This window comes from Streptomyces sp. MJM8645, assembly GCF_001625365.1.
GTDB lineage: Bacteria > Actinomycetota > Actinomycetes > Streptomycetales > Streptomycetaceae > Kitasatospora.
The window spans coordinates 5,338,890-5,363,512 of record NZ_LJJF01000001.1 but is presented as its reverse complement, the minus strand read 5'-3'; the positions used below and the strand labels follow the sequence as shown (position 1 = coordinate 5,363,512).

Annotated in this window: 26 protein-coding genes; 14 read left to right on the top strand and 12 right to left on the bottom strand. The window is 70.7% G+C overall.

Annotated elements, in window-relative coordinates:
- Positions 1-62: 62 nt before the first annotated feature.
- Both sufB and A6F73_RS23040 read right to left on the bottom strand, forming a co-directional pair.
- Positions 63-1,478: a Fe-S cluster assembly protein SufB gene (sufB, locus tag A6F73_RS23045; protein WP_063349524.1), complete on the bottom strand. Its 1,416-nt coding sequence runs from the start codon at positions 1,476-1,478 to the stop codon at positions 63-65.
- A 9-nt stretch (positions 1,479-1,487) separates the two neighbouring features.
- Positions 1,488-2,330, bottom strand: coding sequence for a helix-turn-helix domain-containing protein (locus A6F73_RS23040; RefSeq protein WP_107452933.1), 843 nt, complete (start codon positions 2,328-2,330; stop codon positions 1,488-1,490).
- Positions 2,331-2,494: 164 nt separating this feature from the next.
- Between A6F73_RS23040 and A6F73_RS23035 the strand changes: the two genes are divergently transcribed.
- Positions 2,495-3,421, top strand: a complete 927-nt coding sequence (locus tag A6F73_RS23035; RefSeq protein WP_063349523.1) for an ABC transporter ATP-binding protein — start codon at positions 2,495-2,497, stop codon at positions 3,419-3,421.
- A 50-nt stretch (positions 3,422-3,471) separates the two neighbouring features.
- Positions 3,472-4,191, top strand: coding sequence for an ABC transporter permease (locus A6F73_RS23030; RefSeq protein WP_063351445.1), 720 nt, complete (start codon positions 3,472-3,474; stop codon positions 4,189-4,191).
- Positions 4,192-4,313: 122 nt separating this feature from the next.
- Here the strand turns inward: A6F73_RS23030 and A6F73_RS23025 are convergent, their stop codons facing one another.
- Complete coding sequence (locus A6F73_RS23025) at positions 4,314-5,030, bottom strand: LAETG motif-containing sortase-dependent surface protein (RefSeq protein WP_079135920.1); 717 nt, start codon at positions 5,028-5,030, stop codon at positions 4,314-4,316.
- Positions 5,031-5,331: 301 nt separating this feature from the next.
- The gene (locus tag A6F73_RS23020; RefSeq protein ID WP_063349522.1) at positions 5,332-6,684 is read right to left on the bottom strand and encodes a choice-of-anchor A family protein; all 1,353 of its coding nucleotides are present in this window, start codon (positions 6,682-6,684) and stop codon (positions 5,332-5,334) included.
- Positions 6,685-6,953: 269 nt separating this feature from the next.
- Here A6F73_RS23020 and A6F73_RS23015 point away from each other — a divergent pair, with 269 nt between their 5' ends.
- Positions 6,954-7,874, top strand: coding sequence for a COX15/CtaA family protein (locus tag A6F73_RS23015; RefSeq protein WP_079136332.1), 921 nt, complete (start codon positions 6,954-6,956; stop codon positions 7,872-7,874).
- Between the two features lie 127 nt (positions 7,875-8,001).
- On the opposite strand, the gene A6F73_RS23010 is transcribed toward A6F73_RS23015, so the two are convergent.
- Together A6F73_RS23010 and A6F73_RS23000 are read right to left on the bottom strand one after the other, a co-directional pair.
- Entirely contained in the window at positions 8,002-8,553 is a 552-nt protein-coding gene (locus A6F73_RS23010; RefSeq protein WP_244293474.1) for a GNAT family N-acetyltransferase, read from the bottom strand.
- A 272-nt stretch (positions 8,554-8,825) separates the two neighbouring features.
- Entirely contained in the window at positions 8,826-9,287 is a 462-nt protein-coding gene (locus tag A6F73_RS23000) for an NUDIX domain-containing protein (protein ID WP_079135919.1), read from the bottom strand.
- A 59-nt stretch (positions 9,288-9,346) separates the two neighbouring features.
- Here A6F73_RS23000 and A6F73_RS22995 point away from each other — a divergent pair, with 59 nt between their 5' ends.
- From A6F73_RS22995 to A6F73_RS22985, 5 genes are all read left to right on the top strand, one after another.
- Positions 9,347-10,084: a GntR family transcriptional regulator gene (locus A6F73_RS22995; protein ID WP_079135918.1), complete on the top strand. Its 738-nt coding sequence runs from the start codon at positions 9,347-9,349 to the stop codon at positions 10,082-10,084.
- 219 nt (positions 10,085-10,303) lie between these two features.
- Complete coding sequence (locus tag A6F73_RS22990; protein ID WP_159398520.1) at positions 10,304-10,702, top strand: ATP-binding protein; 399 nt, start codon at positions 10,304-10,306, stop codon at positions 10,700-10,702.
- The gene (locus tag A6F73_RS41605; protein WP_159398519.1) at positions 10,699-10,860 is read left to right on the top strand and encodes a hypothetical protein; all 162 of its coding nucleotides are present in this window, start codon (positions 10,699-10,701) and stop codon (positions 10,858-10,860) included. Before A6F73_RS22990 ends, A6F73_RS41605 begins: the two co-directional genes overlap by 4 nt.
- Positions 10,861-10,932: 72 nt before the next feature.
- Complete coding sequence (locus A6F73_RS44100; RefSeq protein WP_279634937.1) at positions 10,933-11,067, top strand: hypothetical protein; 135 nt, start codon at positions 10,933-10,935, stop codon at positions 11,065-11,067.
- Positions 11,064-12,278 carry a methyltransferase domain-containing protein gene (locus tag A6F73_RS22985; RefSeq protein WP_079135916.1) on the top strand — a complete coding sequence of 405 codons (1,215 nt, stop codon included), beginning with the start codon at positions 11,064-11,066 and terminating at the stop codon, positions 12,276-12,278. Before A6F73_RS44100 ends, A6F73_RS22985 begins: the two co-directional genes overlap by 4 nt.
- 66 nt (positions 12,279-12,344) lie before the next feature.
- On the opposite strand, the gene A6F73_RS22980 is transcribed toward A6F73_RS22985, so the two are convergent.
- Positions 12,345-12,683: a hypothetical protein gene (locus A6F73_RS22980; RefSeq protein WP_063349518.1), complete on the bottom strand. Its 339-nt coding sequence runs from the start codon at positions 12,681-12,683 to the stop codon at positions 12,345-12,347.
- A gap of 72 nt (positions 12,684-12,755) precedes the next feature.
- Here A6F73_RS22980 and A6F73_RS22975 point away from each other — a divergent pair, with 72 nt between their 5' ends.
- Positions 12,756-13,397: a DUF2461 domain-containing protein gene (locus A6F73_RS22975; RefSeq protein ID WP_063349517.1), complete on the top strand. Its 642-nt coding sequence runs from the start codon at positions 12,756-12,758 to the stop codon at positions 13,395-13,397.
- Between the two features lie 54 nt (positions 13,398-13,451).
- On the opposite strand, the gene A6F73_RS22970 is transcribed toward A6F73_RS22975, so the two are convergent.
- Positions 13,452-14,399 carry a heme o synthase gene (locus tag A6F73_RS22970; RefSeq protein WP_063349516.1) on the bottom strand — a complete coding sequence of 316 codons (948 nt, stop codon included), beginning with the start codon at positions 14,397-14,399 and terminating at the stop codon, positions 13,452-13,454.
- Between the two features lie 463 nt (positions 14,400-14,862).
- Between A6F73_RS22970 and tkt the strand changes: the two genes are divergently transcribed.
- From tkt to pgl, 5 genes are all read left to right on the top strand, one after another.
- The gene (tkt, locus tag A6F73_RS22965; protein WP_063349515.1) at positions 14,863-16,962 is read left to right on the top strand and encodes a transketolase; all 2,100 of its coding nucleotides are present in this window, start codon (positions 14,863-14,865) and stop codon (positions 16,960-16,962) included.
- A 90-nt stretch (positions 16,963-17,052) separates the two neighbouring features.
- Positions 17,053-18,192: a transaldolase gene (gene tal, locus A6F73_RS22960; protein ID WP_063349514.1), complete on the top strand. Its 1,140-nt coding sequence runs from the start codon at positions 17,053-17,055 to the stop codon at positions 18,190-18,192.
- Between the two features lie 64 nt (positions 18,193-18,256).
- A complete protein-coding gene (gene zwf / locus A6F73_RS22955) occupies positions 18,257-19,813 on the top strand; it encodes a glucose-6-phosphate dehydrogenase (protein ID WP_063349513.1) in 1,557 nt (518 codons plus the stop codon).
- Complete coding sequence (opcA, locus tag A6F73_RS22950; RefSeq protein ID WP_063349512.1) at positions 19,810-20,922, top strand: glucose-6-phosphate dehydrogenase assembly protein OpcA; 1,113 nt, start codon at positions 19,810-19,812, stop codon at positions 20,920-20,922. Before zwf ends, opcA begins: the two co-directional genes overlap by 4 nt.
- A complete protein-coding gene (pgl, locus tag A6F73_RS22945) occupies positions 20,919-21,707 on the top strand; it encodes a 6-phosphogluconolactonase (RefSeq protein WP_063349511.1) in 789 nt (262 codons plus the stop codon). The genes opcA and pgl overlap by 4 nt, the downstream gene beginning before the upstream one ends.
- 68 nt (positions 21,708-21,775) lie before the next feature.
- Here pgl and A6F73_RS22940 read toward each other — a convergent pair whose 3' ends face one another.
- The 4 genes from A6F73_RS22940 to A6F73_RS22925 all read right to left on the bottom strand — a co-directional run bounded on the left by A6F73_RS22940 (position 21,776) and on the right by A6F73_RS22925 (position 24,586).
- Positions 21,776-22,111, bottom strand: a complete 336-nt coding sequence (locus A6F73_RS22940) for an RNA polymerase-binding protein RbpA (RefSeq protein WP_079135914.1) — start codon at positions 22,109-22,111, stop codon at positions 21,776-21,778.
- Between the two features lie 157 nt (positions 22,112-22,268).
- Entirely contained in the window at positions 22,269-22,505 is a 237-nt protein-coding gene (gene secG / locus A6F73_RS22935; RefSeq protein WP_063349509.1) for a preprotein translocase subunit SecG, read from the bottom strand.
- Positions 22,506-22,592: 87 nt separating this feature from the next.
- The gene (gene tpiA, locus A6F73_RS22930) at positions 22,593-23,378 is read right to left on the bottom strand and encodes a triose-phosphate isomerase (protein WP_063349508.1); all 786 of its coding nucleotides are present in this window, start codon (positions 23,376-23,378) and stop codon (positions 22,593-22,595) included.
- Positions 23,379-23,383: 5 nt separating this feature from the next.
- Positions 23,384-24,586, bottom strand: coding sequence for a phosphoglycerate kinase (locus A6F73_RS22925; RefSeq protein ID WP_063349507.1), 1,203 nt, complete (start codon positions 24,584-24,586; stop codon positions 23,384-23,386).
- Positions 24,587-24,623: the final 37 nt, after the last annotated feature.

Genomic DNA, 24,623 nt, shown 5'->3' with positions numbered 1-24,623 from the left:
CTGTCGTAGTGCTCTCTTCCTCGAAAAGCTCGAAAAGTCGGTGGGCGGTCAGCGGCTGGACGTCAGCCGACCGCGCCCTCCATCTGCAGCTCGATCAGCCGGTTGAGCTCCAGCGCGTACTCCATCGGCAGCTCGCGCGCGATCGGCTCGACGAAGCCGCGGACGATCATCGCCATCGCCTCGAACTCGGTCATGCCCCGGCTCATCAGGTAGAACAGCTGGTCCTCGCTGACCTTGGAGACCGTCGCCTCGTGGCCCATGGACACGTCGTCCTCGCGGACGTCCACGTACGGGTAGGTGTCCGAGCGGGAGATGGTGTCCACCAGCAGCGCGTCGCACAGCACGTTGGACTTGGCGCCCTTGGAGCCCTCGCCGATCTCGATCAGACCGCGGTAGGAGGTCCGGCCGCCGCCGCGCGCCACCGACTTGGAGACGATGTTGGAGGAGGTGTTCGGCGCCATGTGCACCATCTTGGCGCCGGCGTCCTGGTGCTGGCCCTCGCCCGCGAAGGCGATCGACAGGGTCTCGCCCTTGGCGTGCTCGCCCATCAGGTAGACGGCCGGGTACTTCATGGTGACCTTGGAGCCGATGTTGCCGTCGACCCACTCCATGGTCGCGCCCTCGTACGCCACGGCGCGCTTGGTGACCAGGTTGTAGACGTTGTTCGACCAGTTCTGGATGGTCGTGTAGCGGCAGCGGCCGCCCTTCTTGACGATGATCTCCACGACCGCGGAGTGCAGCGAGTCGGAGGAGTAGATCGGCGCAGTGCAGCCCTCGACGTAGTGGACGTACGCGTCCTCGTCGACGATGATCAGCGTCCGCTCGAACTGGCCCATGTTCTCGGTGTTGATCCGGAAGTAGGCCTGGAGCGGGATGTCGACGTGGACGCCCTTGGGCACGTAGATGAACGAGCCGCCGGACCACACCGCCGTGTTCAGCGCGGCGAACTTGTTGTCGCCGGCCGGGATGACGGTGCCGAAGTACTCCTTGAAGATCTCCGGGTGCTCGCGCAGCGCGGTGTCGGTGTCCAGGAACAGGACGCCCTGCTCCTCCAGGTCCTCGCGGATCTGGTGGTAGACGACCTCGGACTCGTACTGGGCGGCGACACCGGCGACCAGGCGCTGCTTCTCGGCCTCCGGGATGCCCAGCCTGTCGTAGGTGGCCTTGATGTCCGCGGGCAGGTCCTCCCAGGACTCGGCCTGCTTCTCAGTGGAGCGGACGAAGTACTTGATGTTGTCGAAGTCGATGCCGGAGAGGTCGGAGCCCCAGGTCGGCATGGGCTTCTTGCCGAACAGCTTCAGGCCCTTGAGACGCAGGTTCAGCATCCACTCGGACTCGTTCTTCTTCGCGGAGATGTCGCGGACGACCTCCTCGCTGAGCCCGCGCTTGGCCGCGGCACCGGCGGTGTCCGGGTCGGCCCAGCCGTACTCGTAGGTGCCCAGGCCCTCGAGCTCGGGGTGCGAAACGGTGTCAGTCATGCGAGCTTCCTAACGCGCGGACGCTGAATCTTCGGTGGACGTACCGGCAGTCGGCACTGCATCGGAGCCGCGGCCCGCGGAACGCCGGGCAGGCGACGATGCGGCACCGGGTGCCGGCACATAGGTGGTGCAGACCCCGTCGCCGTGGGCGATGGTGGCCAGCCGTTGCACATGGGTGCCCAGCAGCTGCGAGAAGACCTCGGTCTCCGCCTCGCAGAGCTGCGGGAACTGCTCGGCGATGTGCGCGACCGGGCAGTGGTGCTGGCAGAGCTGGGCGCCCGCCGGGGCCTTCGCCACGGCCGGCGGGACCCGCCGCACCGTGGCAGCGTACCCGTCCGCGCTCAGCGCCTGGGCGAGCGCCTCGGTGCGCTCCCCCGCCTCGGCCAGCCGCAGGAGCTCCAGGTACTTCTCGCCCTGCTTGCCGAACCGGGCCCGGGCGAAGGCGGCGACCGCCTCCTCGCCCGCCTTGCCGCCGCCGACCGAGTCGGAGATCCAGCGCAGCGCGTCGGCGGCGAGCTGGTCGTACGCCTGGTAGAAAGCGTCCCGGCCGCCGTCGGTGAGGGCGAAGACCTTGGCCGGACGGCCCCGGCCACGGCTGCCGTAGACCCGCTGCTCGCGGGACTCGACCAGGCCGGCGGCGGCCAGCCCGTCCAGGTGGCGGCGGACGGCGGCGGCGGTGAGGCCGAGCCGGCTCGCCAGGTCGGCGGCGGAGGAGGGGCCGTGGTCGAGGATCGACCGGGCGACCCGGTCCCGGGTGGCGCGGTGGCCCTCCAGCAGCACCTCGGCCGCCGTCACGGGCACGTCGCACCCGGGGGCCGACTCGGCCTCCTGGGGCGTGGCGTGCTCGCGCATGTTTTTCACAACACCAGTGTTGCGTAATTACTTCCGACAGGACAAGCCGTGATGCAGGCCTCACTCGTGTCATCTGTCACGCAGGTAAGCCTTACCTGACCTGCGAAAACGATCATCGAGGGCGCCGTCCGGGCCCGGCGTCGGGGCCTCTTACACTCGCCGGTATGCACTCCGAACCCGCGGTGAAGATCGCCGGGCTGGTCAAGCACTACGGCGACAAGCCCGCGGTGGACGGCCTCGACCTCACCATCGCACGCGGCGCGATCACCGCCGTCCTCGGCCCCAACGGCGCCGGCAAGACCACCACCATCGAGACCTGCGAGGGCTACCGCCGCCCCGACGCCGGCACCGTCCGCGTCCTCGGCCTCGACCCGGTCGCCCAGAACGCCGCGCTGCGCCCCCGGATCGGCGTCATGCTCCAATCGGGCGGCGTGTACGCGGGCGCGCGCGCCGTCGAGATGCTGCGCCACACCGCCGCGCTGCACGCCCACCCGCTGGACGTCGACGCGCTGGTCGAGCGGCTCGGCCTCGGCTCCTGCGGCCGCACCGCCTACCGGCGCCTGTCCGGCGGCCAGCAGCAGCGGCTCGCCCTGGCCATGGCCGTGGTCGGCCGCCCCGAGCTGGTCTTCCTGGACGAGCCCACCGCCGGCCTCGACCCGCAGGCCCGGCGCGCCACCTGGGAGCTGGTCCGCGACCTGCGCCGGGACGGCGTCACCGTGGTCGTCACCACCCACCACATGGACGAGGCCGAACAGCTCGCCGACCAGGTCGCCGTCATCGACCGCGGCCGGGTGATCGCCACCGGAAGCCCCGAGGAGCTGTGCCGCGGCGGCGCCGAGAACGCCCTGCGCTTCGACGGCCCGCCCGGGCTCGACCTCGGCCCGCTGCTGAAGGAACTGCCCGAGGGCGCCGCCGCCACCGAGACCACCCCCGGCAGCTACCGCGTCGAGGCGCCCGTCGACCCGCAGCTGGTGGCCACCGTCACCGGCTGGTGCGCGGCCTCCGGAGTCCTGCCCGAACGGCTGTCCGTCCAGCGCCGCAGCCTCGAAGACGTCTTCCTCGACCTGACCGGACGGGACCTGCGCTCGTGAGTACCACCACCGACTACTCCCCCAAGCCCGGCGCGGCCCCGGTCGGCCGGATGCTGCTCGCCCAGACCGCCTTCGAGACCAGGATGCTGCTGCGCAACGGCGAGCAGCTGCTGCTCACCGTGGTCATCCCGACCGTGCTGCTGGTGCTGTTCTCGGCCGTGGACATCGTCGCGGTGGACGGCCCCGGCAAGCGGGTCGACTTCCTGGCCCCCGGCCTGCTCGCGCTGGCCGTGATGTCCACCGCCTTCACCGGGCAGGCCATCGCCACCGGCTTCGAGCGCCGCTACGGCGTGCTGAAGCGGCTCGGCGCCAGCCCGCTCCCGCGCTGGGCACTGCTGACCGCCAAGACCGGCTGCGTGCTGGTCACCGAGGCGCTGCAGGTCGCGCTGCTGTCGGTGATCGCACTGGCGCTCGGCTGGTCCCCGCAGGGCAACCCGCTGACGGTCGTCGCGCTGCTGGTGCTCGGCACCGCGGCCTTCTCCGGCCTCGGCCTGCTGATGGCCGGCACGCTCAAGGCGGAGGCCACACTGGCCGCCGCCAACCTGGTGTTCATCCTGCTGCTGCTGGCCGGCGGGGTGATCGTGCCGCTGAGCAAGTTCCCCTCGGCCGTGCAGTCGGTGCTGGAGCTGCTGCCGATCTCGGCGCTCTCGGACGGCCTGCGGTCGGTCCTCCAGCACGGCGCCGGGGTGCCCTGGTCCGACCTCGGCATCCTGGCCGGCTGGGCCGTCCTCGGGCTGGCCGCCGCGGCCCGCTTCTTCCGCTGGGAGTAGCCCCCGGCCCCGCACGTGAACCGCTCCGTGCATGAGGCCGCACCGCATGTGAGGCCGCCCCACACGGGAACCGCCCCCCGGCCGCTTCGGCCGGGGGGCGGTCTCACGTCACCGACGGAACGTCAGCTCTGGCTGCCGCGACGCTTGCGGGCCAGCAGGACGAGCGCGCCACCGACCAGCAGCACGCCGCCGCCGGCCGCCGCGATCATCGGGGTGGCGTCGTTGCTACCGGTCTGGGCGAGCGCCGGGCCACTGGTGGTGGGCGTCGGGACCGGGGTCACAGTCGGGGTCGGGGTCGCGGTCTTGCTCGCGGTGGGCGAGGCCGACGGGGCCGGGGTCTTGGTGGGCGTCGGCGTGGGAGTCGGCGTCGGAGTCGTGGTCTGCGACGGCGTCGGGGTGGGTGTCGGGGTCGGGGTCGGGGTCTTGGTGGGCGTGGGGGTGGGAGTCGGCGTCGGAGTCGGCGTGTGGCACGGCTCGATCGTCTTGGTCTCGTTGATGTTCCAGCCCTTTTCGTTGGGGGTCTCCGTCGTGTTCACCACGAGGTTCGCCTTGACGGGGGCTGTGTGGTCCTTCACCGGGAAGGTGCCGTGGAACTCCGCGGGGAAGGCCTTGGCATCCAGGACCTTCTCGCCGTCGATGGTGAGGCTGACGGTGTTCTTCACGTCGGGCTTGGGGCTGTAGTTGATCAGATCGATCACGATCTTGTCGCAGGTCACCGACCAACTCGGCACGTGCGCCGAGGCGTTGGTTGCCAGCGCCAGAGGCAGGAGAATTCCGGCCGCCGCCGTCCCGGCGAGTGCCGCCGCGCCGATCCGCATGTGCCGCTGCTGTCGCGCCATTTACGCTGTTCCCCTCAGAACGGTCTTGCGCAGCAGGCGTGTTGAAGGTTTCGCGGTGGCCCGCTACGACTGTCCGGGGGACTCTACCGGCACTCCCGCACCTCTCCACACCCCGCCGTACGACCGAATTTCGTCTGTTGGTCCGTCGTCTGATGTGTATGACCAGCCCATCACAGCTGCCACCTCGCGGAACGCGGATTCGGCAAACTTGAATGAACTTCGTCACCTGACTGAAATACGTGCGCCCCCGGTGATCAGGTTCAATCACCGAGGGCGCAGCACCGGTCGACCGGCGAAACCATCAGGCCTTCTTGGCCGCCCGACGCCGGGTGACGACCACGATCGCGCCACCGGCCGCGAGCACCACCGCGCCGGCGATCGCCAGCGGCACGACGGGCCCGGAGCCGGTGTGCGCGAGGTTGCCGCCCGCGTTCGCCTGGGCGGACGGGCTCGCCGAGGCCGAGGCCGAGGCGGCCGGCACACCCGCCGAGGCGGTGGCCGACGGGCTGGCCGAGGCACCCGCGCTCGGCTTGCCGCTCACCGGGGCGGAGGGCGTGGCCGAGGGGCTCGCCGAGGTCCCGGGGGTGGCCGAGGTGCCGGGCGTCCCGGGCGTGGTGGAGGCCGACGGCGTCCCGCTCGGCACCACCGGCGGCACGGTGGGCGCGGTGGGCGTGGTGGACGGCGTCGGGACGACGACACCGGGCAGGCAGCCGGCGAACGGGTAGTGGTGCGTCTCCGCGCCGCCCTTGCCGGTCAGCGAGGCCGCGATGACCGAACCGTTGACCGGGCCGCCGCTGCCGAGGTCGAAGGCGGCGCTGGGCGCCAGCACGGTGCCGGCCCAGGCGGCCTTGCTGCTCTTGACCACCTTGGTCGCGGTGGGGAAGTTCCACAGCAGCTTGGCGCGGATCGCCCCGCCGGCCGCGCTCTGCAGCTTGTCGTCCAGGACGAAGGACGCCTTGGCCTCGTCCCACAGGTGGAAGCCGGTGGTCCCGGCGGCCGCCATGTCGTACGAGCCGCCGGTCACGGTGACCACGGTGACGGAGCCGGCCGGCACCTTGAGGAAGACGTCCTTGGCGCCCTGGAGCTTCGCGGCGTCGACGGTGAAGCTGTTGTACTTCGCGTCGCCGCCGGTGAACGTGAGCTTGGCGCCGTCGGCCTGGACGGTGGCGCCGGCGGCCTGCGGCGCGGCGGCCAGCGCGGTGGAGGCGGCGCGCAGCTTGGCGAACTCGGCCTTGAAGTCGATCGGGGAGGCGCCCTGGGCGATGGCGCCCTGGTGGGCCTGGACGACGGCGCCGTCGGCCTTGGAGCCGTAGACGCCGTTGCCCTTCATCACCTGGGTGTTGTGGCCGGTGATGCGGCCGGCGACCACCAGCGCGTTCTTGCCGGGCAGGGCGTCGACCTCGGCGGGGGTCAGCTCCTGGCCGACCGAGAAGCCGCCGGTGAAGTCGGCGTTGCCGCCCACCGCGACGGCGCCCTCGGCGTCGGGGGTGTGGGTGTCGTCGCCCTCGATGAACTCGCCGTAGAGGTTGGCGACCCCGAGGCTGCGGCACTCCTGGCCGGGGTCGGCGGCGTGGGCGGCGGCGGGGGCGATCAGGCCGGCCAGTGCGAGCGAGCCGCCGACTGCGAGCGCGGCGGCGGACGTGGGTATGCGCATGTGCAGGTCTCCGCTTGTGCGGGAGGAGTGGGAGAGGTCCGAAAAAAGGTATGGACCAATCCGCACTCTTTCGGCCTCACAGGTGATTGGTCAAGACCAATGACCGCCTTGACCGAAGAGTCCGTTTTGCACCCACCCGACCCCGGGTAACCCCCGCGCCCGGGTCACGCTCGCGCCCCGCCCCAAGATCCCCTGTAAGGCCGCCTACGATTGGCCCCGTGCCTAATCCCTTCTCCCTGCTCGCCGACCGCTGGCAGCCGTCCGCCGTGATGGTCCGGCGCGCTGCGTTCGCCGCGCTGGTGATGAGCGTGGTGATCGTCGTCACCGGCGGCGCCGTCCGCCTCACCGCCTCCGGCCTCGGCTGTACGACGTGGCCCCGCTGCACCGCCGACAGCCTGACCCCGACCGCCGAGATGGGCTTCCACGGCGTCGTCGAGTTCACCAACCGGATGCTCACCTACGTACTGAGCGCCGCCGTCGGCTGGGCCATCCTGGCCGCCCGCTGCCACCGCCCCTGGCGGCACAGCATGACCAAGCTCGGCTGGGCGCAGTTCTGGCTGGTGATGAGCAACGCCGTGCTCGGCGGCATCACCGTGCTGACCGGCCTGAACCCCTACACCGTCGCGCTGCACATGATCGCCGCGATGGCGCTGGTCTGGGTTGCCCTGCTGATGTGGGAGCGCTCCAAGGAGGGCGACGGAGCCCCGAAGCTCAGCGTGGCCCGCCCCATCCACCAGCTCTCCTACGTGCTGGTCCTGGTCGTCGGCCTGCTGGTCGCAGCCGGCACCCTGGTCACCGGCGCCGGCCACCACCCGGGCACGCCGAAGGACAACAAGATCGTCCCCCGGATCCCGATCGACTACGACAGGCTGGCCCAGTTCCACGCCGACCTCGCGTTCGTCTCGGTCGGCCTGACCATCGCGATGATCTTCGTCTTCGCCGCCATCAAGGCCCCGCCGGCGGCGAAGGCCCGCACCAAGGAACTGCTGGCGGTCCTGCTCCTCCAGGGCGTCCTCGGCTTCATCCAGTACTTCACCGACGCCCCCGAGCTGATGGTCGGCCTCCACATGCTCGGCGCCACCCTCACCTGGATCGCCGCCCTCCGCATCCCCCTCGCCCTGCGCACCCGCGAGGCCCAGGACATCGCCGACCAGCTCCCCACCCAGACCCCACAGGCTGCCACCGTCTGAGCATCGTCGAAGGCCCCCATCCTCGGATGGGGGCCTTCGACGTGTCACAACAACCGCCGCCCGTCGTGGCTCCGGACACTCGGCGACGTGCCCCCCCCCCCCGCGACGGACACCGAGTGGAGTGGCGTCACGCTCGCACCACCGGGTGGATCAGGTCGAGGACCATCACGTCGTGCCGAGCCGCGCCGTCCCACGGGATCGCCGAACCGACGCGCCTGTAGCCCCACGCTCGGTAGGACGCCTGGGCGGCAGTCGCCTCCGGCCGGGTGTTCAGCATCACCCGGGCGCTGTCGATGCCCTCGATGAGGGCGCGATGCATGCGGGCGGCGACGCCCTGGCGGCGCCACCGGGGCCGAACCGCCAGCTCGAAGAGACCGAACGTGCGCTGCCCGTCCTCATGCCTGAGGTCCTCGGGCACGGGATCGATCAGGGTGTCCCACCATCCGGTGTTCGCCGACAGCGGGTAGCCGTACGCCATCCCGACAACGGTGTCGCCGTCGAAGGCGATGGCCGCCCGGAACCCCCGCCGACGCGCCTGCGAGCGGAACCGGCGAAACGCCCGCCCCACATCGGTCGGCCCCTCGCCGTAGGGGGCTTCCGCGAACGCCTCCGAGAACACCTCCTTCAACTGGCCCTCCAGCTCGACCGTCTGCTCGCCGTCCAACAGCCGAACCGCCACCGTCACACCGTCCTCTGTTTCCGGGCCGAAACCCCGAGCGATCGAAGTTCCTCAACGCAGTCTCGCGCCATCGCCGTATCAACCCGGGCCGCCAACGACACCACCGAACGCAACCGGTCCGCCAACCTGGCCGAGGTCATTCCCTTCGCCCTGCGCGTACACGAGGTCGAAGAGGTCCCGACTGCAACCCCTGCCCCCCGGACCCCCGAGACCTCCAAGGTCTGAACGTCGTCAAAGGCCCCCATCCTCGGATGGGGGCCTTCGTCTTACTGTCACAGCACGTGTCGGCCGTCGTGGGTTCGGATACTCGGCGCTGTGTCGTCCCGAAGCGCATCCAGGACGCGTACGGCATAGACCTCGGCCATGCGGTCGGAGACCTCGGCCGGGGTGAGCCAGTCGACCTCGACCGACTCGTCCGAGGGCCGCCCGGCACCGCTCTCCGTTCGACAGCGGAAGACGAAGGCGACGATCCCTCGGCTTACGTTCTTGTACACGCCGGTCAGCCGCTCGACGGTGACCTTGACCCCGGTCTCCTCGTAGACCTCGCGTCGCACGCCGTCCTCGATGGCCTCGCCCAGTTCCAGCACGCCACCCGGAGGTTCCCAAGCCCCGTTGTCAGCCCGGCAAATCGCCAGCACCCGGCCGTCCTCCCGCACCACCACCCCCGCGACGGACACCGAGTGGAGCGGCGTTGACTGGAACTTCCCGGCGCTGTTACTCATGTGCAGGAGGATAGGAGCCCTGAAGGACTATGGCGAGTAGTGAGGTGGCCTCGTCGGCCACGACGAAGTAGCTGCAGATCGCGGCTGATCTTGCCGCGCAGATCAAGTCGGGCGTTCTCGCTCCCGGTGCGACCGTGCCCAGCGAGGCCGAGCTCATGCAGCGGTACGGAGTCGCATCCGGGACAGTTCGCAAGGCCATCGCCGAACTCCGAACGACTCAGCTCATCGAGACGCACCATGGCCGAGGCTCGTTCGTCCGCTCCCGCCCGCCGGTTCAGCGCAAGTCTGCGGACCGATTCCGCCGCGCCCATCGCAACGCCGGCAAGGCCGCATACCTCGCAGAGACAGAGACCTCCGGCGGCATCCCGTCCGTGACCGTGCTGTTCGTGGGCCCCACAGCAGCACCTCCCGAGATCGCCGATCGCTTGGGACTTCCCGCCGGCACCCAGGTACTGGCCCGCAAACGCCGGTACTTCCGAGATGGGGTGCCCACCGAGGAGGCCACGTCATACCTGCCGTGGGACGTGGTCAAGGACATCCCTGAGGTTTTCGCCGAGAACCCCGGTGGCGGCGGCATCTACGCCCGCCTCGAAGAACACGGCCACTCCCTCGTCGAGTTCACCGAGTCCGTACGGGCCAGACTCGCGACCAAGCCGGAGACCAAAGCGCTCACCCTGAGCCCCGGTGCGCCGGTGATCCATCTCGTTCGCGATGCCATCACTGCGGATGGCCGCGTGGTGGAGGTGTGCGACACCGTCATGGCGGCCGACCAGTTCGTTCTCGACTATCGCTTTCCCGCGCATGACTGACTAACGATCAACTCCCTCAACCCGTCGCGAGATTCCTCCCGCGACGGGTTGACTCATGCACAGGAGCCGGGCACTCTTCTACTCGTCACTCATGTACATGAGTGCATGGAAACACCTCATTTAGAGGAGATGGTCGTGTTCGAAGCCGACGTCCTGGAAGTTCCCATGCAGCACGCTTCGACGGAGAGTCGCGCGACTCCCGACACCAACTCAATGTCGGTGTCGACGGCAGCGGAGCTGTTGCTGCCCTACCTGCCGGAGTCGGTGGGAGCTGCCCGCCGGTTCGTCGCGGCGACGCTGCGGGAATGGGGCCTGGGCGACCTGGTGGACGACGCCGCCATGATCGTCAGCGAGTTGGTCACCAACTCCTTCAAGACCTGCTGCCAGACCCGCATTCTCGTCGGCGTTCGCCGTCCGACCGACCGGATCGTCCGCATCCTCGTCGGTGACGGTTCCCGCTCGATGCCCGTGATGGTCCAGGCCGGGCCGGACGCCACGTCCGGCCGGGGCCTGGCGATGGTCCACCGGCTCACTCGCGGCCGCTGGGGCGTCACGCTCCTCCCGTTCGGGAAGGTCGTCCACGCCGACCTTGTGGCGCCCGCGCCGATCCCCCGGTGAACCCGCGACCGCCGGAGGAGAGTTGCGCCTCCGACGAAACGCCGATTCCACTCTCCGTCCCCGACCTCACGCGGGTCTGGGCCGCCTACGGGGTGTCCGCCGCTGCCGGACTGCACGTCATCGCCGCAGCCCTGGTGCTGATCAACCACTCCCACTGAACTCCCGTCCGCGGCGCCGGCCCGGCGTCGCGGACGGGATCACCAACGCTCATCGACGCTCAAGGAGGAAGCATGGGTTGGGGAACCGACAAGCCCAGCGGCGGCAAGCACGGCGGAAAGAAGGACCCCGGCACGAGCAAGCCGTCCCCCGACGGACAGAACCCGGCGCCCGACCCGAAGCACAAGAAGGACGAGGGCGACAAGTGACGGACCTTGTGCATCGACCGGAGCAGGCCGCCGTGCGCGGCCTGCTCCGGACCGTCGGCGAAGCGCTCGGCGGCCCGGTCCCCCGCGAGTGGCAAGAGGCGATCAAGGCGGTCCCGCGCCATCACTTCCTCCCCGAGCGGATCTGGCTGGAGGACGACCGGGGCGGCTACGAGCCCTGCAACCTCTCGACCGACCACCAGCGCTGGTTCGAGGCGGCCTACGCCGACGCCCCCGTCGTCACCCAGGTCAACGACGGCCAGGCATCGGCCGATCCGCCCGACCCGGCCGACGTTTGGCCCTCCTCCTCCGCCTCCGCCCCCTCGATCGTCGTCCGCATGCTCCGCGACCTCGACGTCCAGCCCGGAATGAACGTCCTGGAGATCGGCACCGGCACCGGTTGGAACGCGGCCCTGCTCGCTCACCGCCTCGGCTCCGGACACGTCACCTCGATCGAGATCGACTCCGAGGTCTCCGAGCAGGCGTGGGCGTCCCTGAACGCGGCGGGCCTGGACGTGGACCTGATCTGCGGAGACGGCTCCCTGGGCCGGCCCCGACGTCAGCCGTACGACCGGATCGTCTCCACCTGTTCGGTCCGCCGCGTGCTCTGGGCCTGGATCGAGCAGACCCGGCCCGGAGGCATCGTCCTCACCCCCTGGGACACCCCCCTGCTCTGCTGGGGGCTGCTCAAGCTCACCGTCGAACGCGACCTGGCTCAGGGACGCTTCAGCCCTCACTCCGCGTTCATGCTGATGCGCAACCAGCGGCAGGACCTGCGGATCTTCCGCGATGTCGTCCGCGACGACCACGTACCGAAGGAATCCGAAACCACGCTGCCACCGTGGAACATCACGGGCGACCACTGGGAGGCCCGGTTCGCCCTCGGCCTGCGGCTGGGCGACGTGTGGACCGCCTGGGAGGACGAGCCGGGCGTCGACGGCGTCGCCGCCCGGCTCTGGGTCGCCACCACCGATGCCCGTTCCTGGGCCGCCGTCGATCACGACGGCGAACAGGGCGAACGCTTCACCGTCTGGCAGCACGGCCCTCGTCGGCTCTGGGACGAAATCGAAGCCGCCCACCGCTGGTGGGAGGAGCATGACCGCCCGACACCCCAGCGCTTCGGGCTCACCGTCACCGAGGAGAGGCAGTGGGCCTGGCTGGACCGACCCGCCCAACCCGTCCGGGTGCTCGACCGCGAGGAGCTGCCCCGGTGAGCCCACGGCAACGGCCCGGCTCCCCCGCCTAGGGGAACCGGGCCGTTGCCGTGGGCGCCGAAGTGATCAGCCGCCGAGCTGGATGCCGGCCATCCGCTTCCACTCGTACGGGCCGGTCTTCACTTTGAGGGCCAGCTCGCCCTCGAAGTCGTCGTGCAGGGTCAGCCCGGCCAGTTCGGCGGCGCGGCGGCCGACGGCGTAGCTCGGGGCCACCTGGTCGCCCCAGGCGCCGTCCGCGCCGACCACCACGATCCGGGTGGCCACGGCGCCGACGTACTCGACGACCGCGTCGGCGCCGCCCCCGTGTTGGCGGGCGAAGCTGCTGAGGTGCTTGGCGATGCGCTTGGCGCGGCGCTCGGTACGGGCGTCCGGCGCGGCGGCGGTGGCGGTCTCTGCGCTGCTCATGCCCGCATGCTACCCACCGGTAGTCGTGCTGGCGACGGGAGCGCCCTGTGCACCGGGCCACATACTGGAGGCGTGACCTTCTCCGGCTGGCCGGCCGAGGCGCTCGACTTCTACGAGCACCTCGAAGCCGACAATTCCAAGACCTTCTGGCAGGCCCACAAGGAGCAGTACGACGACGACGTGCGGACCCCGATGGAGCTGCTGCTCGCCGAGCTGGAGCCGGAGTTCGGGCCCGGGAAGATCTTCCGTCCCAACCGCGACGTCCGGTTCAGCGCCGACAAGTCTCCGTACAAGACACACATCGGCGCCCACCTGGAGACCGGCGGCTACGTCCAGCTCTCCGCCGACGGCCTGGCCTGCGGCAACGGGATGTACCAGCTCGCCCCCGACCAGTTGGACCGCTACCGCGCCGCCGTCGCCGAGGACGTCAGCGGCGCCGAGCTGGAGCGGGTGATTGCCGCGGTGGAGCAGGACGGCCCCCGGGTGCACGGCCGGGACTCCCTCAAGACCGCTCCGCGCGGCTTCCCCAAGGACCACCCGAGGATCGAGCTGCTGCGCCACAAGGGCCTGGTCGCCTGGCAGGAGTGGGCGCCCGAGAAGTGGCTCGGCACCCGCGGCGCCCACACCCGGATCACCGCCTTCCTGCGCGCCTCCCAGCCGCTCCGGGACTGGCTGGACGACTACGTCGGCCCGTCCGAGCTGCCGGCGCGGTGAGAACGCGAAGAGCCCCGGTCCACCGGACCGGGGCTCTTCGACGTCGGACAGGCCTTACTTCACGAACGGGTCGATCGCGCACACCACGAACAGCAGCGACAGGTAGGTGATCGACCAGTGGAACAGCCGCATCTCCTTCAGCTTCGCGCCCACCACCCCGGCCTTGGCCCGGCCGTACAGCGCGTGCGCCTCGCGTAGCCAGAACCCGCCGAGCAGCACCGCGGTGACGGGGTACAGCCAGCTCATGTGCCCCAGCGGCCACACTGCCAGCGAGGTCGCCACCATCACCCAGGAGTAGGCGACGACCTGCTTGCCGACGGCGACGTTGCCCTTGACCACCGGCAGCATCGGCACGCCGGCCCGCTCGTAGTCCTCGCGCACCTTCATCGAGAGCACCCAGGTGTGCGGCGGCGTCCAGAAGAACACCACCAGGAACAGCGCGACCGCCGCCCAGGACAGCGAGTTGGTGACGGAGGACCAGCCGATCAGCACCGGCATGCAGCCGGCGATGCCGCCCCAGACGATGTTCTGCGAGGTGCGCCGCTTGAGCCCCAGCGTGTAGACGAACACGTAGAACAGCAGCGCGCCGAGCGCCAGTCCGGAGGAGAGCCAGTTGACGCCGAAGCCCAGCAGCAGGGTCGAGACGATCGCGAGGACGATGCCGAACACCAGCGCCTCGCGCGGCGACACCATCCCGGTGACGATCGGCCGGCGCTCGGTGCGGGTCATCACCGCGTCGATGTCGCGGTCGATGTACATGTTGAGGGCGTTGGCGCCGCCCGCCGAGAGGTAGCCGCCGACCACGACCTTCAGCACCAGCAGCATGTTCGGGACGCCCTGTTGGGCGAGGAACATCACCGGCACCGTGCTCATCAGCAGCAGTTCGATGATCCGTGGCTTGGTCAGTGCGACGAAGGCGCCGACACGGGCCCCGATGGGCCGGTGCGCAGGAGTCGCCCCGGTGACCCCGGCGGGACGGGTTTCGACGGCGGTCACTAACACCCCAACTGAAGATGAATCCTCGCAGGCGTCCACAGGAACGAAGGGTCCCAAATCGTCCGCTCTGCGCGTACCACGCCACCTTAGACGCTCCATATATCCCATCCGGCTCCGGGGTCCCCCGGCGAGGCCGATGGCACACCCCCGGGTGAACCGACTGGGTGAAGCCACGAAGCCGTTCCGGCGCGCCGCCGCAACCCGTCCTGACCACCGGGGCGGCAGGGTGCCGTAAAACAGGAGAGTCTGGGACAAAATCAGGCAGGCCGCCCTGGTGGGAATCACCATACGGATTTCCTGGTTGTCCCAGCACGGAGGGTGAGCCCCGGGCCGGACGGTAGGCTCGCACGCAGAAGCGGGATCTACCCTCCGTGACCGGCACCACCCAGCGTCGAGACCACAGCGCCGTGGCCGACCCGGTCCCCTTTCACGGGGTCACTCTTCACAACGGAAGGAGCCCTGAGACAGGGTGAGCACGACGCCGACGAACGCATTCGAGTGGTCCGAACTGGATGAGCGCACGGTTGACACAGCGCGGGTCCTGGCCATGGACGCCGTCCAGAAGGTCGGCAACGGACACCCCGGGACGGCCATGTCGCTGGCCCCCGCGGCGTACCTGATCTTCCAGCGTTTCCTGCGCCACGACCCGACCGACCCCTCGTGGGTCGGCCGCGACCGGTTCGTGCTGTCCCCCGGGCACACGAGCCTGACCCTCTACACCCAGCTGTACCTGTCGGGCTACGGCCTGGAGCTGGACGACCTCAAGGCCTTCCGCGTCGCGGGCAGCCGCACCCCGGGCCACCCGGAGCACGGCCACACCGCGGGCGTGGAGACCACCACCGGCCCGCTCGGCCAGGGCATCGCCAACGCGGTGGGCATGGCGATGGCCGCCCGCTACGAGCGCGGCCTGTTCGACCCGGACGCCGCCGCCGGCGAGTCCCCCTTCGACCACACCATCTGGGCCATCGTCTCGGACGGCGACCTGGAGGAGGGCATCTCCGCCGAGGCCTCCTCGCTGGCCGGCCACCAGAAGCTGGGCAACCTGGTCGCCCTGTACGACGACAACCACATCTCGATCGAGGGCGACACCGAGACCGCCTTCTCCGAGGACGTCCTCAAGCGCTACGAGGCGTACGGCTGGCACGTCCAGCGGGTCGCCCCGAAGGCCAACGGCGACATCGACGTGGCCGTCCTGGCCGACGCGCTGGCCGCGGCCAAGGCCGAGACCACCCGTCCGTCGATCATCGCGATGCGCACGATCATCGCCTGGCCGGCCCCGGACGCCCAGAACACCGCCAAGGCGCACGGCTCCGCGCTCGGCGCCGCCGAGATCGCCGCCACCAAGAAGGTCCTGGGCTTCGACCCGGAGAAGACCTTCGAGGTCTCCGACAAGGTGATCGAGCACGCCCGCGAGGTCATCAAGCGCGGCAAGGCCGCCCACGCCGAGTGGGAGCAGTCCCTGGAGGCCTGGCGCGCCGCCGACCCGCAGCGCGCCGCCGAGTTCGACCGCATCCAGGCCGGCGAGCTGCCCGAGGGCTGGAAGAAGACCGTCCCGGTCTTCCCGGCCGGCAAGGACGTCGCCACCCGCAAGGCCTCCGGCGAGACCCTCAAGGCGCTCGGCGCGGTCATCCCGGAGCTGTGGGGCGGCTCGGCCGACCTCGCCGAGTCCAACCTCACCACGATCGACGAGGACAGCTCGTTCCTCCCCGAGGGCAACCCGCTGAAGAGCGCCAGCCCGTACGGCCGGACGATCCACTTCGGCATCCGCGAGCACGCCATGGGCTCGACCATGAACGGCATCGCGCTGCACGGCAAGACCCGCGTGTACGGCGGCACCTTCCTGGTCTTCGCCGACTACATGCGCCCGGCCGTGCGCCTGGCCGCGCTGATGAAGCTGCCGGTCACCTACGTCTGGACGCACGACTCGATCGGCCTCGGCGAGGACGGCCCGACCCACCAGCCGGTCGAGCACATGGCCTCGCTGCGCGCCATCCCGGGCCTGTCCATGGTCCGCCCGGCCGACGCCAACGAGACGGCCGTCGCCTGGCGCACCGTGATCGAGCGCCAGACCACCCACCCGGGCCCGGTCGGCCTGGCGCTCACCCGCCAGAACGTCCCGACCTTCGACCGCGAGGTCTTCGGCTCCGCCGAGGGCACCGCGAAGGGCGGCTACATCCTGGCCGAGGCCTCCAGCGGCGACCCGCAGGTGATCCTGCTGGGCACCGGCTCCGAGGTCCAGCTGGCCGTCAAGGCCCGCGAGGTGCTGGAGGCCGAGGGCATCGCCACCCGGGTGGTCTCGGTGCCGTCCTTCGAGTGGTTCCAGGAGCAGGACCAGGCCTACCGTGACAGTGTGCTGCCGCCGTCGGTCAAGGCCCGGGTGTCGGTCGAGGCCGGCATCGGCCAGGGCTGGCGCGAGCTGGTCGGCGACCACGGCCGGATCGTCTCGCTGGAGCACTTCGGCGCCTCCGCCGACTACAAGGTGCTCTTCGAGGAGTTCGGCCTGACCGCCGAGCGCGTGGTGGCCGAGGCCCACAACGCCCTCCGTTCCCTTGAGGCCGTCAACCGCTGACGCCCCCTTGGGCCGTGCGCCCGCCCGCACGCGGGCGCACGGCCCCCTCTGACTACCCCACGAAGCAGAAGAAAAAAGGACTGAAGCACCATGACTGACGCACTGAAGCGCCTCAGCGACGAAGGCGTGGCGATCTGGCTGGACGACCTCAGCCGCAAGCGGCTGAACACCGGCAACCTCGCCGAGCTGGTGCAGAACAAGCACGTGGTGGGTGTGACCACCAACCCGACCATCTTCCAGAAGGCCATCGGCGGCGGCGACGACTCCTACGACGGCCAGCTGCGCGACCTCGCCGTCCGCAAGGTCACCACCGACGAGGCCGTCCGCATGATCACCACCTCGGACGTGCGTGACGCGGCCGACGTGCTGCGCCCGGTCTACGACGCCTCCAACGGCCGCGACGGCCGGGTGTCCATCGAGGTCGACCCGCGCCTGGCGCACGAGACCGCGGCCACCGTGGCCGAGGCCAAGCAGCTGTGGTGGCTGGTCGACCGCCCGAACGTCTTCATCAAGATCCCCGCCACCAAGGCCGGCCTGCCCGCGATCGCCGAGGTGATCGGCCGGGGCATCAGCGTCAACGTCACGCTGATCTTCTCGCTGGAGCGCTACAAGGCCGTCATCGACGCCTACCTGACCGGCCTGGAGGCCGCCAAGGCCAAGGGCCTGGACCTCTCCCAGATCGAGTCGGTCGCCTCCTTCTTCGTCTCCCGCGTGGACACCGAGATCGACAAGCGCCTGGAGAAGATCGGCGGCGACGCCCGGGACCTGCGCTCCAAGGCCGCCCTGGCCAACGCCCGCCTCGCCTACCAGGCGTACGAGGAGGTCTTCGGCTCGGTCGACGGCAAGTCCGCCGGCAGCGCCCGCTGGCGTTCGCTGGAGGCCGCCGGCGCCAAGCCGCAGCGCCCGCTGTGGGCCTCCACCGGTGTCAAGGACCCGGCCCTGCCGGACACCCTGTACGTCACCGAGCTGGTCGCCCCCGGCACGGTCAACACCATGCCCGAGGCCACCCTGGAGGCCACCGCCGACCACGGTGTGGTCACCGGCGGCACCATCGTCCCCAACTACGCCGACGCCAAGGCCGTGATGGACGCCATCGCCGCCGCCGGCGTGGACTACGACGACGTGGTCCAGGTGCTGGAGGACGAGGGCGTGGAGAAGTTCGAGCAGTCCTGGAACGAGCTGCTCGACACCGTCACCGCCTCGCTCGCCTCCTTCGCCGGCGAGAAGTGACCGTTCGCTCACACAGCCAGCGCACGAAAGCGGAGCCCAACAAGTGAGCACTGATTTCCCCGAGTTGACCTCGGAGTCGGACGCGGACGATCTCCCGCCGGCCCCCGTCAACCCGCTTCGTGACCCGGCCGACCGACGGCTCCCGCGCATCGCGGGGCCGTCCGGTCTGGTCATCTTCGGAGTCACCGGCGACCTGTCCCGCAAGAAGCTCATGCCGGCCATCTACGACCTGGCCAACCGCGGTCTGCTGCCGCCGGGCTTCTCTCTCGTCGGCTTCGCCCGGCGCGAGTGGGACGACGAGGACTTCGCCAAGGAGGTCCACGACGCGGTCAAGGAGCACGCCCGCACCCCGTTCCGGGAGGAGGTCTGGCAGCAGCTCGCCAAGGGCATGCGCTTCGTCCACGGCACCTTCGACGACGACGACGCCTTCGACAAGCTCCGCGAGACCATCATCGAGCTGGACAAGGCGCAGGGCACCGGCGGCAACTTCGCCTTCTACCTGTCCGTCCCGCCGAAGTTCTTCCCGACCGTCGTCCAGCAGCTCAAGAAGCACGGCCTGGCCGACCCCCCGCAGGGCTCGTGGCGCCGCGCGGTCATCGAGAAGCCCTTCGGCCACGACCTGGAGAGCGCCCAGGAGCTGAACCGGATCGTCCACGAGGTCTTCCCCCGGGACGAGGTCTTCCGGATCGACCACTACCTGGGCAAGGAGACGGTCCAGAACATCCTGGCGCTGCGCTTCGCCAACCAGATGTTCGAGCCGATCTGGAACCGGTCGTACGTCGACCACGTGCAGATCACCATGGCCGAGGACATCGGCATCGGCGGCCGGGCCGGCTACTACGACGGCATCGGCTCCGCCCGCGACGTCATCCAGAACCACCTGCTCCAGCTGATGGCGCTCACCGCCATCGAGGAGCCGGCGTCCTTCCACCCGAAGGCGCTGGTCGCCGAGAAGCTCAAGGTGCTCAGCGCCGTCAAGCTCCCGGCCGACCTCGGCCGGCACACCGTGCGCGGCCAGTACGCGGCCGGCTGGCAGGGCGGCGAGGAGGTGGTCGGCTACCTGGACGAGGACGGCATCGACCCGGACTCCAAGACCGACACCTACGCGGCGATCAAGCTGGAGATCAACAACCGCCGCTGGGCGGGCGTCCCGTTCTACCTGCGCACCGGCAAGCGGCTGGGCCGCCGGGTCACCGAGATCGCGGTGGTCTTCCAGCGCGCCCCGTACCTGCCGTTCGACTCCTACGCGACCGAGGAGCTGGGGCAGAACGCCCTGGTCATCCGGGTCCAGCCGGACGAGGGCGTGACGGTGCGGTTCGGCTCCAAGGTGCCGGGCACCTCCTTCGAGGTCCGGGACGTCACGATGGACTTCGCCTACGGCGAGTCCTTCACCGAGTCCAGCCCGGAGGCGTACGAGCGGCTCATCCTCGATGTGCTGCTCGGCGACGCCAACCTGTTCCCGCGTCACCAGGAGGTCGAGCTCTCCTGGCAGATCCTCGACCCGATCGAGAAGTACTGGGACACCCACGGCAAGCCCGCCCAGTACTCCGCGGGGACCTGGGGCCCGGCCGAGGCGGACGAGATGCTCGCACGAGACGGCAGGAGCTGGCGCCGGCCATGAAGATCGACCTCACCAACACGACGTCCAGCAAGATCAACGCCGCGCTGATGGAGGCGCGCCGGGCCAGTGGCTCCACCGCCGCCGGCATGGTGCTCACCCTGGTGATCGTGACCGACGAGGGCAGCGCGTACGACGCCCTCAAGGCCGCCAACGACGCCTCCCGCGAGCACCCCTCGCGCACCCTCGCGGTGATCAAGCGCGCCGGGCGCTCGCCCCGGGCCCGCGCCGAGACCCGGCTGGACGCCGAGATCCTGGTCGGCACCGATGCCGGCTCGGGAGAGACGGTCATCCTGCGCATGCACGGCGAACTCGCCGCGCACGCCCAGTCGGTGGTCCTGCCGCTGCTGCTCCCGGACGCCCCGGTCGTCGTCTGGTGGCCCGACAACGCGCCGCTGCACCCGGCGCAGGACCCGCTGGGCGCGCTCGCCCAGCGCCGGATCACCGACGCCGTCACCGCCGAGTCCCCGGTCGGCCAGCTCGCCCAGCGGGCCCAGAGCTACACCCCGGGCGACACCGACCTGGCCTGGACCCGGATCACCGGCTGGCGCTCGATGCTGGCCGCCGCGCTGGACCAGCGGCCGGTCACGATCACCTCCGCGGTGGTCGAGGGCGAGTCCTACAACCCCAGCGTCGAACTGCTCGGCCTCTGGCTGCACAACCGGCTGCACGTGCCGGTCGAGCGGGTCGTCACCGGCGGCCCCGGCATCACCGCGGTGCACCTGCGCACCAAGGACGGCGACATCACCCTGGACCGCCCGGACGGCCTGATGGGCACGCTCTCCATGGCCGGCTCCCCGGACCGCCAGGTGGCGCTCAAGCGGCGCGAGACCTCGGAGCTGATCGCCGAGGAGCTGCGCCGGCTCGACCCGGACGACATCTACGCGACGGCCGTGCGCACGCCCGTCGACCGGCTGCGCGAGCCGGACACCGCCGAGACGGCGGCGGCCGAGCGGGTCGCCCGCGCGGCGGTCGCCGAGGCCGCGGTGGCCAACCCCGCCCGGGTGACCGCCAAGGTCGCGTCCGAGGCCGCGTCCGAGGACGTGCCCGAGGACGCCGAGAAGGCTCCCGCCAAGAAGCCCGCCAAGCGCGCCGCCAAGGGGAGCGCATGACCAACGCGACCCCGCAGCTGGTCGTCCACCGGGACAAGGAGCTGATGGCCCAGGCGGCCGCGGCCCGGCTGATCACCCGGATCGTGGACGCCCAGGCCGCCCGCGGCACCGCCTCGGTGGTGCTCACCGGCGGGCGCAACGGCAACGCCCTGCTGGCCGCGATCGCCGCCTCCCCGGCGCGCGACGCGGTCGACTGGGCGCGGCTGGACCTCTGGTGGGGCGACGAGCGCTTCGTCCCCGCCGGGGACCCGGACCGCAACGCCGTCCAGGCCCGCGCCGAGCTGCTGGACTCCGTCCCGCTCGACCCGGCGCGGGTGCACGAGATGCCCGCCTCGGACGGTGCGGACGGCTCCGACGTGGAGGCCGCCGCCGCCCGCTACGCGGAGGAGTTGGTGAAGGCGTCCGGCCCGGGCGACCGGCTCGGCGTCCCGGCCTTCGACGTGCTGCTGCTCGGCGTCGGCCCGGACACCCACGTCGCCTCGCTCTTCCCCGAGCACCCGGGCGTGCGGGAGACGGAGCTGACCGTGATCGGCGTGCGCGGGGCCCCCAAGCCCCCGCCGACCCGGGTCTCGCTCACCCTCCCGGCGATCCGGGCGGCCCGCGAGGTCTGGCTGCTGGCGGCCGGCGCGGACAAGGCGGACGCGGTCGCGATGGCCCTGTCCGGCCCCGGCGAGCTCCAGGCGCCCGCCTCCGGCGCGTACGGCCGCAGCCGCACCCTGTGGCTGCTGGACCGGGCCGCGGCGGAGCAGATCCCGCCCCAGCTGTACCCGCCGGCCTCGGCGTAACGGGCCCGGCAACGCACAAGGGCGCCACCGTCCTCGACGGTGGCGCCCTTCGCTGTCTGTCGTCCGGGTCAGATCTCGCCGCGCAGCTTGGCCAGCGCCTCGGCGAGGATCGCCTCGCCGTCGGCGTCGGTGCGCCGCTCGCGGACGTAGGCGAGGTGGGTCTTGTACGGCTCGTTGCGCGAGGGCGCGGGCGGGTTGTGCTCGTCCTGACCGGCCGGGAATCCGCACCGCGGGCAGTCCCAGGTGTCCGGGATGACGGCCTCGGCGGCGAAGCTCGGCCGGGTCTCGTGCTTGTTGGCACACCAGAAGGTGATCCGGTTGCGCGGGGCGGACTCGCCGCGCTCCGCCTCGCCCATCGGGCCCGCTCCGACCCTGCTGCCACGGATGGCGTTGCCACTTGCCACGGTCTGACTCCCTGCGTGCTGGTGCGCCGACCCTCCGCGGTGCGCGTCGGTGGCGAAAGTCGTCCTAGTGTAAGCAGGAGTTAAGCGTCCACCGCCATCGCCTCCGCCCCCGACCGTCCCAGGATAGGCGCTCGGGCGACGGGGCGTCAGGGTTACGTCAGCTCTTGTACTTCAGCACCAGGCCCAGCACGATGATGCAGGCGAACCAGGCGAGACCGACCACGATCGTGATGCGGTCCAGGTTGCGCTCGGCCACCGCCGAGCCGCCGCCGGTGGACATCGCGCCGCCACCGAACATGTCCGACAGGCCGCCGCCCTTCCCCTTGTGCAGCAGCACCAGCAGGATCATCAGCAGACTGAAGATGATCAGGGCAATCGAGAACCCGAGAACCACGACGGGACCAACTCTCTCGTATCTTCGGCGACGGGGCCGGACCGCTGACGGCGGTCCGGCCCCAAAGCCTACGTTGCTGCAGCGGCGTTAGCCTACTGCCTGCTCACGGTAGCGCACGATCTTGACGAACTCGTCGGCGTCCAGCGAGGCACCGCCGATCAGGCCGCCGTCGATGTCGGGCTTGGCCATCAGGCCGGCCGCGCTCGACGACTTCACCGAACCGCCGTACAGCACGCGGACCTTGTCGGCCAGCTCGGCGTCGTACAGCTCGGCGATCCGCCTGCGGATGGCGGCGCAGACCTCCTGCGCGTCCTCCGGGGTGGCCACCTCGCCGGTGCCGATCGCCCAGACCGGCTCGTAGGCGACCACGATGGACTCGGCCTGGTGGGCCGGGATGTCCGCCAGGGCGCCGTCCAGCTGGGCGAGGGTGTGCTCGACGTGGGTGCCGGCCTTGCGGACGTCCAGCGGCTCGCCGATGCACAGGATCGGGGTGATCCCGGCCCGGTAGGCGGCCTTGACCTTGGTGTTGACGATCGCCTCGTCCTCACCGTGGTACTGGCGGCGCTCCGAGTGGCCGATCACCGCGAAGGTGCACTTCAGCTTGGCCAGCATCGGGCCGGAGACCTCGCCGGTGTAGGCACCGGAGTCGTGCTGCGAGATGTCCTGCGAGCCGTACTTGATCTTCAGCTTGTCGCCGTCGACCAGGGTCTGCACCGAACGCAGGTCGGTGAACGGCACCAGGACGGCGACCTCGACGGCCGCGTAGTCCTTGTCGGCCAGCGCGAAGGCCAGCTTCTGGGTGTGCTGGATGGCCTCAAGGTGGTTGAGGTTCATCTTCCAGTTGCCCGCCATCAGCGGGAGACGCTCAGTCATTGCTTTCAGCCTTCCAGGGCGGCGAGACCGGGGAGGGTCTTGCCCTCCAGGTACTCGAGGCTGGCGCCACCGCCGGTCGAGATGTGTCCGAATGCGTTCTCGTCGAAGCCCAGGATGCGGACGGCCGCGGCGGAGTCGCCGCCACCGACCACGGTGAACGCGTCGCTGTCGAGCAGCGCCTGGGCCACGGCCTTGGTGCCGTTCGCGTAGTCCGGGTGCTCGAAGACACCCATCGGGCCGTTCCAGAACACGGTGCCCGCGTCGGCCAGCTTCGCCGCGTACAGCTCGCGGGTCTTCGGGCCGATGTCCAGGCCCTCCTGGTCGGCCGGGATCGCGTCCGCGGCGACGAGCGAGGGGTTGGCCGGGGCCTTGGTCTTGAGGTCGGGGAACTCCGCCGACACCAGGACGTCCACCGGCAGGACGAACTCGACGCCCGTCGCCTCGGCGCGCTTCAGGTAGTCCAGGACGACCGGGATCTGGTCCTCCTGCAGCAGCGAGATGCCGACCTCGTGGCCCTTGGCCTTGAGGAAGGTGTACGCCATGCCGCCGCCGATCAGGATCCGGTCGGCCTTCTTCAGCAGGTTGTCGATCACGCCGAGCTTGTCGGAGACCTTGGCACCGCCGAGCACGACCACGTACGGGCGCGCGACCTCCTCGGTGAGCTTCTTGAGCACACCGACCTCGGTGGCGATCAGGTCGCCGGCCGCGTGCGGCAGCAGGCCGGGCAGGTCGTAGACCGAGGCGTGCTTGCGGTGCACGGCGCCGAAGCCGTCGCCGACATACAGGTCCGCGAGGGCGGCCAGCTGCTCGGCGAAGGCCTTGCGCTCGGCGTCGTCCTTGCTGGTCTCGCCGGCGTTGAAGCGCAGGTTCTCCAGCAGCGCGACCTCGCCGTCGCCCAGCGCGGCCACGGTGGACGCGGCGCTCTCGCCCACGGTGTCGGTGGCGAAGGCGACGTTCTTGCCGAGGATCTCGCCGAGGCGCACGGCCGCCGGGGCCAGCGAGAACTTCGGGTCCGGCGCACCCTTCGGGCGGCCGAGGTGGGAGGCGACGACGACCCGGGCGCCGCGCGCGACGAGCTTGGCGATGGTCGGGGCGACGGCACGGATCCGGCCGTCGTCGGTGATCGTGGTGCCGTCCAGCGGGACGTTCAGGTCGGCACGGACGAACACGCGCTTGCCGGCGACGTCGAGGTCTTCGATGGTCTTCACGGGGATTGGCTCTCCTGGGGAGATGGTTGATGCGCAG

Coding starts and splice junctions, on each gene's coding strand:
- sufB (WP_063349524.1), bottom strand. CDS start 1,478: ATGACTGACACCGTTTCGCACCCCGAGCTCGAGGGCCTGGGCACCTAC.
- A6F73_RS23040 (WP_107452933.1), bottom strand. CDS start 2,330: ATGCGCGAGCACGCCACGCCCCAGGAGGCCGAGTCGGCCCCCGGGTGC.
- A6F73_RS23035 (WP_063349523.1), top strand. CDS start 2,495: ATGCACTCCGAACCCGCGGTGAAGATCGCCGGGCTGGTCAAGCACTAC.
- A6F73_RS23030 (WP_063351445.1), top strand. CDS start 3,472: ATGCTGCTCGCCCAGACCGCCTTCGAGACCAGGATGCTGCTGCGCAAC.
- A6F73_RS23025 (WP_079135920.1), bottom strand. CDS start 5,030: ATGGCGCGACAGCAGCGGCACATGCGGATCGGCGCGGCGGCACTCGCC.
- A6F73_RS23020 (WP_063349522.1), bottom strand. CDS start 6,684: ATGCGCATACCCACGTCCGCCGCCGCGCTCGCAGTCGGCGGCTCGCTC.
- A6F73_RS23015 (WP_079136332.1), top strand. CDS start 6,954: ATGGTCCGGCGCGCTGCGTTCGCCGCGCTGGTGATGAGCGTGGTGATC.
- A6F73_RS44100 (WP_279634937.1), top strand. CDS start 10,933: ATGGGTTGGGGAACCGACAAGCCCAGCGGCGGCAAGCACGGCGGAAAG.
- A6F73_RS22980 (WP_063349518.1), bottom strand. CDS start 12,683: ATGAGCAGCGCAGAGACCGCCACCGCCGCCGCGCCGGACGCCCGTACC.
- tal (WP_063349514.1), top strand. CDS start 17,053: ATGACTGACGCACTGAAGCGCCTCAGCGACGAAGGCGTGGCGATCTGG.
- opcA (WP_063349512.1), top strand. CDS start 19,810: ATGAAGATCGACCTCACCAACACGACGTCCAGCAAGATCAACGCCGCG.
- pgl (WP_063349511.1), top strand. CDS start 20,919: ATGACCAACGCGACCCCGCAGCTGGTCGTCCACCGGGACAAGGAGCTG.
- tpiA (WP_063349508.1), bottom strand. CDS start 23,378: ATGACTGAGCGTCTCCCGCTGATGGCGGGCAACTGGAAGATGAACCTC.